This window comes from Candidatus Methylarchaceae archaeon HK02M2 (genome assembly GCA_024256165.1).
GTDB lineage: Archaea > Thermoproteota > Nitrososphaeria > Nitrososphaerales > JACAEJ01 > HK02M2.
Genome location: JAKLZG010000061.1, coordinates 1 through 16,442 on the forward strand (window position 1 = coordinate 1; position 16,442 = coordinate 16,442).

The 16,442-nt window shown below is 36.2% G+C and carries 21 protein-coding genes; 19 read left to right on the forward strand and 2 right to left on the reverse strand.

Features of this window, described 5'->3' with window-relative positions; genetic code table 11:
* From L6N96_04865 to L6N96_04885, 5 genes are all read left to right on the forward strand, one after another.
* Window positions 1-369 (forward strand): hypothetical protein (locus L6N96_04865; GenBank protein ID MCP8323489.1); only part of this gene is annotated, 369 nt, incomplete at its 5' end.
* Window positions 370-452: 83 nt separating this feature from the next.
* A complete protein-coding gene (locus L6N96_04870; protein ID MCP8323490.1) occupies window positions 453-689 on the forward strand; it encodes a hypothetical protein in 237 nt (78 codons plus the stop codon).
* A 21-nt stretch (window positions 690-710) separates the two neighbouring features.
* On the forward strand, window positions 711-1,280 hold the full coding sequence (locus L6N96_04875) for a glycosyltransferase family 4 protein (GenBank protein MCP8323491.1): 570 nt from the start codon (window positions 711-713) through the stop codon (window positions 1,278-1,280).
* The gene (locus tag L6N96_04880; GenBank protein ID MCP8323492.1) at window positions 1,277-2,467 is read left to right on the forward strand and encodes a glycosyltransferase family 4 protein; all 1,191 of its coding nucleotides are present in this window, start codon (window positions 1,277-1,279) and stop codon (window positions 2,465-2,467) included. Before L6N96_04875 ends, L6N96_04880 begins: the two co-directional genes overlap by 4 nt.
* Before the next feature lie 97 nt (window positions 2,468-2,564).
* Complete coding sequence (locus L6N96_04885) at window positions 2,565-2,891, forward strand: MTH1187 family thiamine-binding protein (protein MCP8323493.1); 327 nt, start codon at window positions 2,565-2,567, stop codon at window positions 2,889-2,891.
* 56 nt (window positions 2,892-2,947) lie between these two features.
* Here L6N96_04885 and ilvA read toward each other — a convergent pair whose 3' ends face one another.
* Together ilvA and glmS are read right to left on the reverse strand one after the other, a co-directional pair.
* Window positions 2,948-4,345 carry a threonine ammonia-lyase gene (gene ilvA / locus L6N96_04890; GenBank protein MCP8323494.1) on the reverse strand — a complete coding sequence of 466 codons (1,398 nt, stop codon included), beginning with the start codon at window positions 4,343-4,345 and terminating at the stop codon, window positions 2,948-2,950.
* Window positions 4,346-4,477: 132 nt separating this feature from the next.
* On the reverse strand, window positions 4,478-6,238 hold the full coding sequence (glmS, locus tag L6N96_04895; GenBank protein ID MCP8323495.1) for a glutamine--fructose-6-phosphate transaminase (isomerizing): 1,761 nt from the start codon (window positions 6,236-6,238) through the stop codon (window positions 4,478-4,480).
* A 224-nt stretch (window positions 6,239-6,462) separates the two neighbouring features.
* On the opposite strand from glmS, the gene L6N96_04900 reads away from it, so the two are divergent.
* The 14 genes from L6N96_04900 to amrB form a co-directional block, all read left to right on the forward strand.
* A complete protein-coding gene (locus tag L6N96_04900; protein MCP8323496.1) occupies window positions 6,463-7,350 on the forward strand; it encodes a helix-turn-helix domain-containing protein in 888 nt (295 codons plus the stop codon).
* A 62-nt stretch (window positions 7,351-7,412) separates the two neighbouring features.
* Window positions 7,413-8,624, forward strand: coding sequence for a hypothetical protein (locus tag L6N96_04905; protein ID MCP8323497.1), 1,212 nt, complete (start codon window positions 7,413-7,415; stop codon window positions 8,622-8,624).
* Between the two features lie 117 nt (window positions 8,625-8,741).
* Window positions 8,742-9,962 carry a hypothetical protein gene (locus L6N96_04910; GenBank protein ID MCP8323498.1) on the forward strand — a complete coding sequence of 407 codons (1,221 nt, stop codon included), beginning with the start codon at window positions 8,742-8,744 and terminating at the stop codon, window positions 9,960-9,962.
* Between the two features lie 125 nt (window positions 9,963-10,087).
* Window positions 10,088-10,534, forward strand: a complete 447-nt coding sequence (locus L6N96_04915; GenBank protein ID MCP8323499.1) for a 30S ribosomal protein S13 — start codon at window positions 10,088-10,090, stop codon at window positions 10,532-10,534.
* Between the two features lie 10 nt (window positions 10,535-10,544).
* Window positions 10,545-11,054 (forward strand): 30S ribosomal protein S4, encoded by a 510-nt coding sequence (locus tag L6N96_04920; protein ID MCP8323500.1) that lies wholly within the window; start codon window positions 10,545-10,547, stop codon window positions 11,052-11,054.
* Between the two features lie 4 nt (window positions 11,055-11,058).
* Entirely contained in the window at window positions 11,059-11,454 is a 396-nt protein-coding gene (locus tag L6N96_04925) for a 30S ribosomal protein S11 (GenBank protein ID MCP8323501.1), read from the forward strand.
* 101 nt (window positions 11,455-11,555) lie between these two features.
* Window positions 11,556-12,194 carry a DNA-directed RNA polymerase subunit D gene (locus tag L6N96_04930; protein MCP8323502.1) on the forward strand — a complete coding sequence of 213 codons (639 nt, stop codon included), beginning with the start codon at window positions 11,556-11,558 and terminating at the stop codon, window positions 12,192-12,194.
* A gap of 1 nt (window position 12,195) precedes the next feature.
* Window positions 12,196-12,555, forward strand: coding sequence for a 50S ribosomal protein L18e (locus tag L6N96_04935; protein ID MCP8323503.1), 360 nt, complete (start codon window positions 12,196-12,198; stop codon window positions 12,553-12,555).
* Entirely contained in the window at window positions 12,545-13,006 is a 462-nt protein-coding gene (locus L6N96_04940; protein MCP8323504.1) for a 50S ribosomal protein L13, read from the forward strand. The genes L6N96_04935 and L6N96_04940 overlap by 11 nt, the downstream gene beginning before the upstream one ends.
* Complete coding sequence (locus L6N96_04945) at window positions 13,003-13,407, forward strand: 30S ribosomal protein S9 (protein ID MCP8323505.1); 405 nt, start codon at window positions 13,003-13,005, stop codon at window positions 13,405-13,407. Before L6N96_04940 ends, L6N96_04945 begins: the two co-directional genes overlap by 4 nt.
* Window positions 13,408-13,593: 186 nt before the next feature.
* The gene (locus tag L6N96_04950) at window positions 13,594-13,824 is read left to right on the forward strand and encodes a DNA-directed RNA polymerase subunit N (GenBank protein ID MCP8323506.1); all 231 of its coding nucleotides are present in this window, start codon (window positions 13,594-13,596) and stop codon (window positions 13,822-13,824) included.
* 16 nt (window positions 13,825-13,840) lie between these two features.
* On the forward strand, window positions 13,841-15,088 hold the full coding sequence (locus tag L6N96_04955) for an enolase (GenBank protein ID MCP8323507.1): 1,248 nt from the start codon (window positions 13,841-13,843) through the stop codon (window positions 15,086-15,088).
* Window positions 15,089-15,091: 3 nt separating this feature from the next.
* The gene (gene rpsB, locus L6N96_04960; GenBank protein MCP8323508.1) at window positions 15,092-15,760 is read left to right on the forward strand and encodes a 30S ribosomal protein S2; all 669 of its coding nucleotides are present in this window, start codon (window positions 15,092-15,094) and stop codon (window positions 15,758-15,760) included.
* Window positions 15,757-16,442 (forward strand): AmmeMemoRadiSam system protein B (gene amrB, locus L6N96_04965; GenBank protein MCP8323509.1); only part of this gene is annotated, 686 nt, incomplete at its 3' end. The genes rpsB and amrB, both read left to right, overlap by 4 nt.

Consider the following 16,442-nt stretch of genomic DNA (forward strand, 5'->3'; position numbering starts at 1 on the left):
TATGCAGTAATAAATGAATACTTAGAATGTATAAATTTGAATGCTTGGAAGATTAAATGTCCAAGAGCGCTTGCGTTTCGGATATATAATAGTAAAGGGAAGGAAATGATCTCTATTGATGGATTAAAGCAACTCTCTGATTCCTTAAGAAATCTTTCGCCAGAAATTATTTCTAGCCATATAAAAAGGGGCGATCTTCAAAGATGGATTAAAGAGATTTTATTATGGAATGAATTCGCTGAAGAAGTTGATCAAATAGCAGGAGAAGATTCAAAAATTATTGTGAAAAATCTATTGGAACTTCTGAAAAGCAAGAAGGAAGTTATCAATAAAAATAGTAGCAAAATAATATCCTCAGAAAGTAAATAAAACAATTCAAATAGAATGTCATTTTTATTAATAGTGTAGTTTAAATAAAGCTCTTAGATGATAAAAGTTGATAAGTGACACTTTTGGAGCAACATGAAGATAAGAGTTTCAGAGTTCTTGTTACTCTCCATAATTTAGCTGCTGTGAACGAAAAAAGTGCAATAACCGTTGAAAAGCTAGTCGAGTTTATGAGCGTAGATAGGAGTTCAATCCTAATAGTTCTTAAGTCGTTATCAGGAGAAGGTCTTATCTCCGAAATCGATGAAAAGTACTATCTGAATTATAGTGGGACTCTGCGTATACTAACAAATTACACTTGAGATATTGATGAGTGTATTTTGATGAAGGTATTGATACTCTCATGGGAGTATGATGAATATATAAAATCTCATATCGAGAATCTTATAAGCAAACTTCCTAATAATTGTAAAGTATATATCCTTCATACTGCTGATGTCGAGTACATCAATCATAGAGAGAATAAAATTCATCAAGGTTTAGTGACTGATATTAAAACCAATTTGCACATTATCACATCGGTATTTTCTAGCTTGGGAGATTATGCAAGGGCCATATCAAGGATTAAATATGAAGTATTTGATTTCGACATTATACATGCACATGATTGGATGTCAGGCATACCTTCCATCATAGCAAAATTGGCTTATATTAAGCCTTTTGTACTTACATTTTATAGATTAGGGGCAAAAAATAATGATAAAAATCTCATTTCTCTATCAATAGAAGGTTTTGAGCGCTATTTATGTAATCAGGCAGATGCCTTAATCTTACACGATAAAGTAATGCGTAAATATATTTTTGAAGCGTATGGAATACCTTGGGAGAAGATATACGTTACACCAGAGTGGGATGGTATTGTAGATATATACAAAGAGGTTTTAGAGAAGTGAAGGTGCTGATGATCTCATGGGAGTATCCTCCTAGGATTGTAGGAGGTCTAGCTCGTCATGTATTTTGGCTTTCTAAAGAGCTTGGGAACATAGGTGTTGAAATCACCATAGTTTCATTAGACCACCCTTTAGCACCCATGTTTGAGAAGCAAGGGAAAAATACAATCGTTAGGTGTTTGAGCTACCGTTTCCCATCTCCGGACTTTATTACTTGGGTGTATCAGTTTAATTGCTGGATGTTAGAAAAAATTTTAACAGAATTAAGGAATGACTACGATATAATACATGTTCACGATTGGCTTACAGCACCTATTGGTTTAACCCTAAAGCATATCTTTAGAAAACCTCTTGTAGTTACGATTCACTCAACTGAATATGGTAGGCGCACTGGTATACACAATGACTTCCAGAAGCATATTCATGAAATAGAGTGGAAGGAGGTATTCGAAGCTTGGAAGACAATCGTCTGTAGTGAATATATGAAGAAGGAAGTTATTGCTGCTTTTAATGTTCCATTAAATAAGTTATCAGTTATACCAAATGGTGTGAATCCTGTAAGTTTAGATCAAAAGGCGAATATAATTGAAGCAAGAAGTCGATATGCAGAACCTTGGGAAAATATTGTTTTATATGTTGGGAGAATGGTTTTTGAAAAAGGCGTACATATCTTAGTAGAATCTGCTCGCCAACTGCTATCAAGAAGATGGGATGTAAAATTCATCCTTGTGGGAGAAGGGCCATTAAGAGCAAATCTAACCAATTCTATAGAAAAAATTGGTCTCGGTAATAAGTTCTACTTTCCAGGTTTCCTTACAGACGAAGAAGTTAAGGTTCTTTATAATATCTGTGATATAGCTGTTTTTCCTAGCCTTTACGAGCCTTTCGGCATAGTTGCACTAGAAGCCATGTCTGCTGGGAAGACGGTGATAGCTTCGGATACAGGGGGTCTTTCAGATATCATAGTACACGGTTTCAATGGACTTAAAGTGTCTCCTAGCAGTTCTATAGACTTAGAAAAAGCAATTGATTATCTCCTAAATCACCCTAAGGAAAGAAGTAGAATGGGGCATAACGGTCTTAATACTGTATACGAGAAATTTTCATGGAAAAGTATAGCAAGGCATACAAAAAAAATTTATCAGCGGGTTCTTGAAGAATATAACAAAGGTAGTTGGAAACCGAACTAAAGATCTCTGAATAATGATTAGTTCACTTAAAACAGGATTGTTAAAAACGATACTTCAATAATAATGTTTTTCAATTTATACTATTTATTATAATATTATGAGTTCGCTAAAAATTGTTGTAATTGCAGATTTCAGTATAATTCCCCTAGGATTAGGAGTTACAAGTGTAGGTAAGCAGATAGCTGAAGCCATAAATGCCATAAAGGAAGTAAAGGGCATAAGATACAAAGTAACTCCTATGGGAACAATACTTGAAGCCGAGAAAATAGAAACAATCTTAGAAGCTGTAAAATTAGCTCATGAAGCTCTTTTCAAAAAGGGAGTAAAAAGGATCGAATCCAATCTTCGAATAGATGATAGAAGAGATAAGCCAAGAACAATGGAAGAAAAGATACATCGTATAAAAAATTATATGAGTAAATAATTTAGAAAAATATAACAATAAATACAAAATAATGAACAATGATTATTATTAGAACCTCATATTCTTCTGAAATCGTATTTTAGTCTATCACTTAATTCTTGTAAAATATTTTCAAGGACTTTTTTCTCTAATATTTCTAAAGTAATTTCAACTTCTACATGTTTGGGAGCTATTTTTGGGTCATACCTCTTACATTGTATATCAACTATATTGGTCCCATGGGAGGCTACGACAGATACAACACGGTTAAGATCTCCTGGTACATCATAAATTCTACCATTTATACGCATTAGTCTCCCTTCACGAATAAGTTCTCTTCTAATTATCCTTGGAAGAACAATAGGGTCAACATTTCCACCACTAATTACAGCAACTACATTTTTCCCCTTTACGTCTATCTTTTCTGATAATATAGCTGCCAGAGAAGCTGCACCTGCTCCCTCTACTAGAGTTTTCGAACGTTCCAGAAGGCGAAACATTGCTAGAGCTATCTCGTCGTCGCTTACTACTACAAGGTCATCTACGAGACGTTTTTCATTTACTATTTCATTTGTTAAATCTCCTGGTGACTCAACAGCTATACCATCGGCTATAGTTGCGCCTCTCGCCATTGGAAATTTGACTCCTGCTCTTATCAGTTCTGAAGTAATTTTAGATTCTCTAGCTTTTAACATGCAAGGAAATTGATCAGACTCGACGCCAATAATTTTAACAGAGTCTCCTAGTGTCTTCTTGAGAACTATAGAAATCCCCGAAATAAGTCCTCCTCCTCCAACTGGTACTACTATTATATCTGGTCGTATTCCAAGCTCCTTCAATTGACAAACTATCTCCAACCCGAGTGTACCCTGACCGGCTATTACATCCTTGTCGTTGTATGGGTGAATATACACTGCGCCATCAACCTCAGAAATCCTTTGCGCTTCTTTAATAGCTACATTCATATTCTCTATGGGCCCATTCATATCCTCTAAGATAACTTCCCCTTTGTATTCTTTAGTTGCTAAGTATTTACTTGATGTTACCCATACAGGCATCACTATCTTACTTTTAACGCTAGACAACATTGCAGCGAATGCTACTCCCTGTGCGTGATTACCTGCAGAAGCAGCTATTACTCCCTTGTCCATGAATTCTTGAATAGTTCCATTCTTCTTAGCTTCATCAAGAAGTTTTTTGATTTTATAATAGGCGCCCCTTAACTTAAAGGAGCCAGTTTTTTGTAAGTTCTCCAGTTTAAGAAATACTTCTCCTTTTGTGTAATAAGAAAAAGTCCGAGAGCGAATTAAATTTGTAGTATGGACTACATTAGATATTACTTTTTTAGCATTTTGTATCTCTTCAAAGATTATGTCCACTAATCCAATTTCAGATGATGAAGAATTGATGCCTGACACGATCTCCCACCCTATTTGATGGAACTCCTGCCCCTTATTTTTTACCTTAATCGACATCTATCTAGCTTTCTCAGCTTGTTTTCGTAAACACAGTTAAAGGAGATTCAAATAATATAACAATTTTTCTAAATAACTCCTTCGAGTTCCTGACTAGAAGAAGGTGCATGGTTAACATTAAAAGATTCATTATTATTTTACAGTAACAGATTTTGCCAGATTCCTCGGTTTATCTACATCTGTTCCCCTACAGATGGCCATATGATATGCCAGCATCTGAAGGGGAATGACTTCTATCATTGGGTAAAATAATTTTTCAATTTTAGGAGAGGGGATAAAATCATCGTAAGCTTCATTCTTTATATTTGAGATTCCTATTATTTTCGCCCCTCTTACCTTCATTTCCAGAACATTGCTAAGGGTTTCATGATAAGTATCATCTTTTGGATTTAGTACTACAACAGGAGTTTTAACATCTATTAAGGCAAGTGTACCGTGTTTCAACTCTCCAGCAGCCATACCTTCAGCATGAATATAAGAGAGTTCTTTGAGCTTTAAAGCGCCCTCTAAGGCAATCGGATAGTGTATTGATCTGCCTATAAAGAAAAAGTCATTACTATCTTTATACTTCTCAGCTATCTCTTTCACCGTATCTTCAACTTTTAGAATTGTTTCAATATATTTCTCAAGATTTTTTAACTTCTTCCTCGGAATGATTTTATAAGCCGCAATATTAGTCAAGAGATAGATTAGAACAATTTGGGCCATAAAGCTCTTAGTTGCTGCAACACCAATTTCTGGTCCACAGTTTAAATAAAGTGAGAGATTGCTTTCTCTATCTAGTGTTGATCCCATTACATTCACTATAGAGAGGATTTTTGCTCCATTTTGTTTCGCTTCTCTAATTGTATGGAGAACATCAGCAGTCTCACCACTTTGAGAGATTGCTAGGATTACTGTGTCTTCGTCTACCCAATCGATTATCTGGCTAAACTCACTCGCTAAAATAGCTTCACAATAAATCTTTGAAATTTTAGAGAAAAAATACCTTGCCAAGAGAGCTGCATGATAACTAGTACCAGCAGCTGTGATGAACAGCTTTTTTGCTTCTTTTATATTTTTGCAGAAATGCTTTAATTTCGTCTGATCTTGAATTATCAGATTCTTTATAATGCCAGATTGCTCATATATCTCTTTAAGTGTATAATGGGTAAACTCCTTCTTCGATGTATCTCCAACTTCCCATGCAACTTGAGTTAAACTTTTTTTAACTTCTTTTCCTTTAAAATCGAAGATTTTAAGAAAGTTCTCAGCAACAATTACAATCTCTGAGTTGTCTAAGAAAACTACCTTATCGGTATATTGAATTAAAGGAAGTACGTCGCTGGCTAGGAATAATCCGTCTTCTCCTACACCTAATACAAGGGGAGAGTCTTTTCTCACACCTACAATCAGATTAGGATCATTACTAAAGATTGCTAGAAAAGAAAAAGTTCCTTTTATCTTTTTAATGGTTGATAGTAGAGCCTTTTTTATATTCTTAAAATTCTTGTAGTATTTCTCAAGAAGATGTGCAATAACTTCACTATCAGTCTGGCTTGTAAATTTATGACCTTCATCAGATAACAATCGCTTAAGTTCTTCATAGTTATCTATTATACCGTTGTGAACTATTGCTATCTCACCGTTACATGAAGTATGTGGATGAGTATTCTCTTCTGTGATTCCGCCGTGAGTAGCCCATCTAGTATGAGCAATACCTATTTTCCCTTTCAATTCTGAAGAATATATTTGATTTTCACTTATCTTTCCTATACTTTTTTTCATAATAATGTTTTCCTGAATTGTGGCTAAGCCCCAAGAATCATATCCTCTGTATTCAAGCTTTTTTAGCCCATTTAACAGGATATGTCGCGCTTCTCTATTACCGATGTATCCGATGATCCCGCACATCTGAACCGTATAACATATGAAAAATTAGTTTAAAAATTCCATAGCGTTTTGATATCTTAATGTTATAATCTGGCTTTAAATGGATCATTAATATTTGCCCTTTGGACTAAAACTTGTTTCTTAAACCTCTATAAATATATTTATAATAGTCTTTCTTAATTCGGACTATGGAAAAGGAACTTATAACAATCAGAGATAACGACAAGTCCTCGAAAAAGAGTATTTTGATCTTCGAGAAACCAACTTTACTAAGACCAATCCTTAATCCACTTGCTTGGAAGATTCTAAATTTATTAGTTGAAAAACCTATGTATCCTGCCGAGATATCTAGGTTTCTCAAGATACATGAACAAAAGGTCTACTACCACATAAGGCAATTGCGAAAGCTAGGATTTTTATCTGTTGAAAAGGAGAAGTTTATAAAAGGTGCATTAGCAAGATATTATAAAGTCTCCTATCCTGCTTTTGGCGTCGAACTACCCTTCGGTGAGAGGAGCCTAAATACTCCAAACTCGGTATATATGGACGAAGAAATAGCTTCCTTCTTTTATGAATTTTTAACTTCTGGTATCTTTAAAGGAAGCATAATTGTTGGATCTCCTGAGCCTCATGGTCCATATAAAGCATCTTCGAGGGATGGACATTATGCAGTTCAGTTAGCTTTCTTCCTTGGTCAATTCAGTAAGATGCCAAACCGTTTCATCGTCAAGCTCGATGCTGATGTTATAGCAGAAAAGGAGGAAAAAAATAATCTTATTTTGATTGGAGGACCTGGAACGAATCTAATCACCGCAGATATCAACAAATATCTTCCAATAAGGTTTAACGAACAAAATTACTGGGCTGGATTGACGGATTCTCAAGGAAGAACTTACAATAGTGACCGTGACGGACTAATAGCGAAGATACCTAATCCATATGATGAGAAAAAGAGCTTGATTGTTCTAGCTGGGTTAAGATACATTGGAACGAAGTCTTCTGTAATTGCTATAACGAACTTCAGTAAAGAAGTATTAAAAAACTACCATGGTGAGAGAACATGGGCAACAGTAATTCGTGGATTTGATCTTGATGGGAATGGCAAGGTAGACTCTATAGAAAAGCTATTTTAATAAGATATCCAATAACGCCATTTAAGTAAGAGATTAAATATAATATTCGGAGGAATCGATCGTTGGATTTTTCTCAGGAATTGATTACAACTTTACATGACATATCTCTCAATCGAGATGAATTAAAGAAAAGTTTAATGGAAAATATCATAGAACGCCCTGTTTCTCTAGTGCTTCCGATGTTATACCAAGAGATACAGAAGCCTGCATTATCGAATATTGTTGATTGTCTTAATAAAGCTGAATATATCAAAAAAGTTGTAATAGCTCTTCATGCAAAAGATTTTGAAAAATACCAAAATGTAGTTCAATACTTTAAACGTCTAAACCTACCTAAGATCATAGTTTGGTGTAATGGTCCGAATGTGTGGGAGATACTCCTCGATCTCAAAGATAAAGGAATGGACATAACTTCGTTCACTGGAAAGGGTAGGGATGTGTGGATTGCTCTAGGTATAGCAAGCCTAGATTCTTACGCAATTATTCTACATGATGCCGATATAGTTAATTATCAACCTGACATACCTATGAAGTTGCTCTTTCCGATACTCGAACCTAAGCTTGATTTTTTCTTTAGTAAAGGGTTTTACGCGAGAATAGATACATTAAATGAGAGAGTTATGTATGGTCGGGTCTTCCGTCTTTTTCTACGTCCATTGATAGAATCGTTTGCAGAGGTAGTTAGTATCCATAGATATCAAGTAAGTCTCATACGCTATTTTAGATCCTTCAGATATGCTCTTTCAGGTGAGATGGCAATGACAAGTAACCTTGCTCTAAACGTACGGATACAAGGTGATTGGGGATTAGAAATCGGACTGCTTTCAGAAGTGCTTCGAAATGTAGCGATAAAAAGGATTTGCCAAGTAGACTTAGGCATATATCAGCATAAACATCATGAATCGAATATATTAGAGAAGATGAGTGGGGATATATTGAATACATTACTTCGTGTTTCGACTGAAGAACATGGTTTACAAATATCTAAGACGATGTTAAGAAGTCTCCTAGTGACCTACCGACGGATAGCTCAAGACAAAATCAAGCAATATTATGCTGATGCGATGTTTAATGCATTGAAATATGACAGAAATTTAGAAGATTCAATGGTAGACAACTTCGCTGAGGTCATAAGAAAAGCTGGAGGAAAATATCTTTATGATCCATATAGAAGACAGATTCCAGATTGGTTACGCGCTCTCTCTGTTATGCCGAAATTACGTGAGAGATTAAAAGATGCTACTTTGCTTGACTTAGAAAAAATAAAAATGTGAGATTTTTCCTTAAATTATTGTCCAAATTTTATAAAGGAAAAAAGAATTAGACAAATCGATGAAATTCTGTAACTTCTTTTACATTTATATATAAATCATGGAAGGGGTGTACATCAAATGGAGATTCATCTAAGACAAGAAATACTTGATAAAATCGAAGAGTTAAAGCCAGTAGACATAATTGTGGGAATACAAAGTAAAAATGTAGACACAACTATTGTCCATGTTCTTAACGTAGTCAGTATTGGTTTGGTCGAGCGTTTTCCACATCATAACAATCTGGTTTTAATTTCGAATGGCTTTTCCAGTGATAGAACTGCAGAAATGGCCAAACTTTTCGGTCTTCCACCCAGAATTAATAAGATGGTACTTGAGCAAGTAATCGGTCCTGGCAAGGGAAACGGAATAAGGACTGTATTGGAGGTAGCTCACCAAGCCCAAGCTAAGGCTGTAGCTCTCATAGATGGAGACCTCTTGAGCATAAAGCCTGATTGGGTAAGTCTTATTATCGAGCCCATTATGTTCGGAATAGCAGACTTAGTAGTACCTTACTATGTTAGAGACAAATATGATGGTGTAATAACAAATAACTTAGCCTATCCTTTTACTCGAGCCCTTTACAATATTTATACAAGACAACCTATAGGCGGTGAATTTGGATTGTCTTTTCCTCTAATAGAGAGATTACTTGAACACCCATTATTTCCTCAAGATTTTGGAATAGATATTTTTTTAACGACTGTTGCTGCAGCCGAGAGGTTTAACCTTCAAGAAGTCGTTTTGGGTCTTAAACTTCATACATCCACCTCAAGTTATATTGATCCTGGAGCGCATCTTACACTAATGTTTAGACAGGTTGTAGGCACTATGTTTGATCTAGCCATCTATTATGAGAAATATTGGAAAGAAGGGGCAAATACCGCACATATTCCCCGAAGTAGAAGACAAGGGAAATATTATGGACAGATGCCTGTTCCTGTAAAAATAAATCTTGAGAGGAATTTAGAACTCTTTAAAGATGGTTTTAAAGAATATAAAGAGGTTTTTAAGAATAACTTGGAGAATAAAATATTTGAAAGTGTAGAGAGTGTAGTAAAAAAAGGCGAACTAATGAGCTCAAATCTTTGGACAAAGATTGTGTATTCTCTCTTCAATATATATAAAAATATAGAACAGAAGAATAAGGTGGAAATTCTCGATGCATTAAGAGTGATGTGGATGGGAAGATTCTCAAGTTATGTAATAGAAACAAAAGATATGATTTACGATGATGCTATGGAGATCATTGAGGAACAAACCAGAATATTTGAAAAAGAAAAAAGCAATTTATTCTTATAGTCATATTATTTTTATGTAAATAATAAAAAATAATTTAAATATATTTATACTCTAATCAGACTGAAAACATTTTATAAAGGGTAATTTAACAAGCATAATAGAATAAAGAGCATAGTGAATATTGAATGAGTGAATTTAAGCACATAGTTAGAATCAGTGGGAGGAGCCTAGATGGGACGAAGATTGTAGCAGCTGGCTTAGCAGATATCAAAGGAATAGGGTATAATTTAGCCAATAGTATAGTGAATGTTCTCAAGATAGATAGTAGAACAAGATTAGGAATGCTTAACGATGCACAAATTTCAGAAATTCAAGAGTATATTAAAGATCCGACAAAGATAGGGATTCCAAACTTCATGTTAAACCACAAGAAAGATCCAGAAACAGGCGTCGACTCTCACTATATTGCTTCAGACCTTGACCTAGTTATCAAGATTGAGATAGATCGTGAGAGGGGACTTTCGAGTTGGCGTGGTTTACGACACTCATTAGGTTTAAAGGTAAGAGGGCAACGTACAAGAACTTGTGGAAGGAAAGGCAGAGCTATCGGCGTAAGAAAAAGAAGATTGTAATGGTGATTGTATGGGCGATCCTAAGAAACCTCGTAAAAAATATACCACTCCAAAGATGCCTTGGAGTAGCGATCAACTATCTCAAGAGCTTTTCCTCGTTGGGACGTATGGGTTAAGAAACAAACATGAATTATGGAAAGCACATACTGAACTTTCAAAGATAAGAAAGCAAGCAAGGAATCTTTTAGCCGAGCCGTCTGAGATAAGGATAAAAAAAGAGAAGGAACTTTTATCATCTCTCAGCAGAAGGGGGATAATAAATCAAAAGTTAAGCATCGATGATGTCCTTGATTTGACATTTGAAAGCCTCTTAGAGAGGCGCTTACAAACTATTGTATGGAGGAAAGGTATCGCTATAAGTCCTTACCAAGCTCGTCAGATGATAACCCATAGACACATAATTGTAGATGATAGAATCGTTACAAGGCCAGGTTACATGGTTAAAAAAGATGAAGAAGAAAGGATTAAATTAAGCGATGATAGCCCCTTAAGAAAGCAGATGTCAATAAAAGATAAGTGAGAAAATGACAGAGATAAAAGAGATATGGGGCATAGCTCACATCTATAGCTCTTATAATAATACCATAGTACACATAACCGATTTAACAGGTGCTGAGACTATAGCTTTCAGCTCAGGAGGTATGCATGTGAAAGCACAAAGACTTGAATCCTCCCCCTATGCAGCCATGAGGTCTGCTGCTGCCGCCTCTGATAAAGCAAAAGCAAAGGGTATCACGTCTATTCATATCAAGGTCCGCGCAGTGGGAGGTACGGGTCCTAAAACTCCAGGACCGGGCGCTCAAGCTGCTATCAGAGCTTTAGCTCGTTCTGGCTTTAAAATAGGAAGGATAGAAGATTGCACACCCATACCCCACGATACAACAAGGAAACCTGGTGGTAGGAGAGGACGAAGAGCGTAAAAAGGGTATTTCAAAATCCCAACTTAAAATGTATATAAATATGATACTAAACTGTAAAGAATGGTATTTCGAAGCGAGATCTATTAGAGGTTTTGAAGTTCTTGGTTAAGTTGCAAATTTTAGAGCATGACGAAAAGAAGATCAAGGTGATATTCAATGACATTCATAGAAGTTATGCGAACGCGATACGCCGTTTTGCGATCTGCGAAGTTCCTTCAATGGCTATCGATGAAGTTGTCGTACTCGAGAACTCTTCTGTGATGTATGATGAACTCATAGCTCATAGACTTGGTTTGATTCCTCTTAAGACTGACTTAGCAAGATACTTTCTACCCGAAGATTGTGATTGTCAAAGTGCTCTTGGTTGCCCCAAATGCAGAGTACTTCTTGTTTTAGATGTAGAAGCGGGCAATACAACAAGAGTTGTACATTCTGGTGATTTAAGGTCTGAAGACGAATACATAAAGCCCATCAGTGATTTCATACCTATAGTAAAGCTTGCTCCTAGGCAAGCAATAAAACTTGAAGCATATGCTAGATTAGGAAAAGGAAAGGAACATGCAAAGTGGCAACCTGCAACGGTCTCCATCTTAAAGCCAATCTCTGAAGAAGAAGGCTCATACATTTTATATCTAGAGTCCTCAGGTTCATTATCAGCGAGCGAAATTTTAACAAAGTCTATTGAAATCTTATACAAAAAACTTGTAGAGTTTAATGAGAAGTCAAAGAGTGTGAAGTAATTTGAGTAGAATCGATAATATTGTTTTAGATAATGTAAAATATCATTTAAGGCAAGCATATAAGAAGAGTCAAGCTCCTATTTGGTACGCTACTTTGAAGTATTTATCGAAGTCGAGTTCAATGAGGCCGTCTGTAAATATAGGAAAGATTTCTAAACTTACGAAAGAGGGGGATCTGGTGCTAGTTCCAGGGAAGGTTCTTGGGGGCGGTGTAATTACACATAAAATAACTGTAGGAGCATATAGCTTTTCGGAAAAAGCTTTTTGGAAAATTCAAAAAGCAGGAGGCAATGCTTTAGGTTTGGTCGAGTTCATAAAAAATTTCCCCGAAGGTAAAAGGGGGATTCTGATTGGCGGTTAATGATAAGGAGAGAAAAATGATAGTTGTTGATGCTCAAGGGCACATCGCTGGAAGGCTAGCCTCTCATATAGCCAAATCCTTACTGAAAGGTAATCGTATTGTTGTAATAAATGCCGAAAAAATCCTATTATCAGGTAGTAAGTATAGTATCATTAATGAATATTTAGAAAGATTGGAGATTGGTAGTGTAATAAATCCTAAGCATGGCCCCCTCCATCCAAGGAGGCCCGATACGATATTCACAAAGATGATTCGTGGGATGTTACCATACCGTAAAGCTAAAGGTTTAGAGGCTTTGAAAAGGTTAAGAGTGTATATCAATACACCAGAATATTACAAGCCTATTGAAAAGACCATATTCGAAAAAGGTTTGGCTACGAAACCCTTATCTTTTTATTTGACATTAGGAGAGGTCGCTTCAAGGCTGGGTTGGAAGAGTGATATAGATTGAGTAAACATGTAAAGTTATATTCAGGTTCAAGGAAGACAGCAAAGGCTACAGCTAATATTCAAGCGGGGAATGGAAAAATTAAGATAAATAAAGTCCCTGTAGAGTTGATCACACCGAAAGTAGCTAGGGATGTAATAGTCACCCCATTACTATTAGTTGGAGATCTTCGCGATAAGGTAGACATAGATGTTAAGGTAAAGGGTGGAGGTTTCATGAGCAGATCAGAAGCGGCTGCTATTGCAATATCTCGAGCACTCGTAGATTGGAGCAAAAGCTCCGAATTAAAACAAAGTATACTCGAATATAATAAACATCTTTTAGTCGGAGACCCTAGGCGTACAGAGCCTAAAAAGTTTGGAGGCCGGGGTCCTAGAAAGAGAAAGCAGAAATCATACCGATGATTATATAATATAATTGAGATAAAATAGGTCTATATAGCTAATGGATAAAGGTTTAAATCTGTAATTAGATTTTATTTATTTATCGATGCCTTTAGAAAAGAATTTAATCATAGTTGAAGATGAATTCAATAGCAAGTACATATTTACTATTAAAAATTACTTTAAGATAATGAGGTGTTTTCATCTTTGTTGATCCCTATTCGATGTTTTACATGTGGTTCATTGATTGGAGACAGATACGAGGAATTCACCAAGAGGGTGAAAGAGGGAGAAGAACCTGGCAAGGTCTTGGATAGCATGAAAATACAAAGATACTGTTGTAGAAGGATGCTTTTATCAAATATAGATATAATAGACCGTGTTTTGCCTTATTATGAAGTTCTTGCTGAAAGGCGTGCCGAATTTCATTTAGAATAATATTAAGGTGTGAGAATTGGGAAGTTCTTTAATCGAGTCTATTAAGGCAAGGATTTGCTACGACAGTAGAGGAGATGAATCGATAGAGGTCGATGTAAAAGTTGATGGAGCCATTGGAAGGGTTTGTGCTCCAAAGGGGGCAAGTGTTGGAAAGAGTGAAGCTGTTAACTTCAACCCTGATGGAGTTGAAGCCACCTTGAGACTTCTCTCCAAATACTCCCCGAAACTGATAGGGTTAAATTCTTCTGATATACCATTATTGAGTCATAAGTTAAGGGAGATAGATGGTACAGAAAATTTCAGTCGAATAGGAGGAGCGGCTGCGTATGCAATAACTGTTGCAACGGCAGAAGCTACAGCAAAAGCCAAAGGAGTGCCTCTTTACAAATTATTATCACTTAAAAGAAATTATTTTATGCCATATCCTTTGGGTAATGTTTTATGTGGAGGGACGCATGCTGGTCGTGGCGCTCCAGATATTCAAGAGTTCCTAATCTGTCCTATTGGTGCAAAGAGCATAAAAGAGGCAGTAAAGGCGAATATATTGGTTCACAAAGAAGTGAGAAGGCAGATAGAGAGGAAGGATCCATATTTCACTGGAGGTAAAGGAGATGAGGGTGGATGGGCCCCCAATATGAATGATGAAGAAGCCTTTGATTTAGTATCTTCATCAGTAAAGATTGTTTCCGATGCTCTTGGAATAGAAATAAGGTTAGGGAATGATTTTGCTTCTTCTTCGCTTTGGGATGACGAAAAAAAGATGTATATTTACAATAGGTCAAAAGTTAAACGATCATCAGGTGAACAGTTAGATTTCATTATAGATTTGGTAAAAAAGTATGACCTATTTTATTTGGAGGATCCTTTCCATGAGGAATCTTATGATGAATTTGCTGAATTGACAAAGAAACTAAGTGGAGTTTATATTGTGGGTGATGATATCTTCGTAACTAATACTGCACGTTTATTAAAAGGTGTTAAAATCGGTTCTGGCAATGCTGCCATTTTAAAGGTAAATCAAGTAGGAACCTTAGGAGATGCTATGGAATTCGCCGCAAATGCATGGGAACATAATTATGCATTAATAACTTCCCATAGATCTGGCGATACTCCTGATAATCACTTAGCCCATATAGCAATAGCAACTGGGTCAAAGATGATTAAATGTGGCGTAGTAGGGGGAGAACGCTTATCAAAACTTAATGAGCTATTAAGGATAGATGAAGAGACAGGCGGATACAATATGGCAAATTTGGAGGTATGATTTTTGGTCTATAAAAAGAACTTTGAAGAAAAGGATGAAAGAGGCGCGTCTGAAAAGCCAATAATCGACCAATTACCAGAGAGAGCTTTACTAGCAACTGGTATTAGGGTTGGAACAGTAGTTAAAACCAAAGACATGGAGAATTTTGTGGGTAGAACAAGACCAGATGGTCTACACATCTTAGATCTCAATAAAATTTTATCAAGAATTGATATAGCTGGAAAGTTCATAGCAAGGTCTGATATCAAACGAGCCGTTGTAAGTTCTACAAGAGAGTATGGTAAGACGCCTGTCACGATGTTCTGCTCATTAACTGGGGCAATTCCTATAGTAGGAAGATTTATGCCTGGTACATTTACGAACCCACTTTTTCTTGGGCATATCGATCCAGAATTAGCAATAGTAACAGACCCATTAATAGATGCTCAAGTAGTAGACGAGGCATCTAACATAGGTGTGCCTGTAATTGCGATATGCGACACCGATAATGTTACTTCTAATGTAGATTTGATAATTCCTGGAAACAACAGAGGTAGAAGGGCGCTAGCTGCAATCTTCTGGTTATTAGCTAAAGTAGTTTTAATTAGCTCAGGAGCTTTATCACCTGATAAGCAATTTGAATATTCAATAGAAGACTTTGAGACCAAAGTTATCGAAGAGGGAACGAAATGAGATTAAGGCATCCTGCTGTAGCAGGTCTTTTTTATCCTTCAAATCCAGATGAACTAAGCGATAGCATTAAAGAGTCTTTTCTGTATAGAATAGGTCCAGGGAAAGAACCTCCAACAAGTAAGGTAATCGACCAAAAGGTAGCTCTTGTTTCACCCCATGCAGGATACATATACTCAGGCCCTATAGCAGCCTATGGATACTATGCTTGTTCCTCTCTGAAGAACATACAATCAGTAGTGATAGCAGGTCCCAACCACCATGGGATTGGCAGTGGAGTAGCAACTGTTAAAGAAGGGGCATGGGAGACCCCTTTGGGTAATGCCGAGGTCGATACTGATTTAGTAAAGCGTTTAGTCGAAACCTCTAGTATTATAGATTTTGATGAATCTGCTCATATGCATGAGCACTCTATAGAAGTTCAGATACCATTCCTCCAGTATATATATGGTACTAAGTTCAAGATTGTGCCCATAAGTATGATGCTTCAAGATATAACAACAGCAGTGGAAGTTGGTAAAGCGATAGCAAAATGTGTAAAAGAAAAAAATTGTTTGTTAATAGCTTCTTCAGACTTTACCCATTATGAGGAGCATAAAGTTGCTTTAAGAAAAGACTCCGAAGCTATTAAAGCCATTATACAGACAGATGTACCCAAACTTTACGATATTATTGAGGAATGGAA

Bases quoted from the DNA above. Each gene is read 5' to 3' on its own strand.
- L6N96_04875 (MCP8323491.1), top strand. From the start codon at position 711: ATGAAGGTATTGATACTCTCATGGGAGTATGATGAATATATAAAATCT.
- L6N96_04885 (MCP8323493.1), top strand. From the start codon at position 2,565: ATGAGTTCGCTAAAAATTGTTGTAATTGCAGATTTCAGTATAATTCCC.
- ilvA (MCP8323494.1), bottom strand. From the start codon at position 4,345: ATGTCGATTAAGGTAAAAAATAAGGGGCAGGAGTTCCATCAAATAGGG.
- glmS (MCP8323495.1), bottom strand. From the start codon at position 6,238: ATGTGCGGGATCATCGGATACATCGGTAATAGAGAAGCGCGACATATC.
- L6N96_04910 (MCP8323498.1), top strand. From the start codon at position 8,742: ATGGAGATTCATCTAAGACAAGAAATACTTGATAAAATCGAAGAGTTA.
- L6N96_04915 (MCP8323499.1), top strand. From the start codon at position 10,088: ATGAGTGAATTTAAGCACATAGTTAGAATCAGTGGGAGGAGCCTAGAT.
- L6N96_04920 (MCP8323500.1), top strand. From the start codon at position 10,545: ATGGGCGATCCTAAGAAACCTCGTAAAAAATATACCACTCCAAAGATG.
- L6N96_04925 (MCP8323501.1), top strand. From the start codon at position 11,059: ATGACAGAGATAAAAGAGATATGGGGCATAGCTCACATCTATAGCTCT.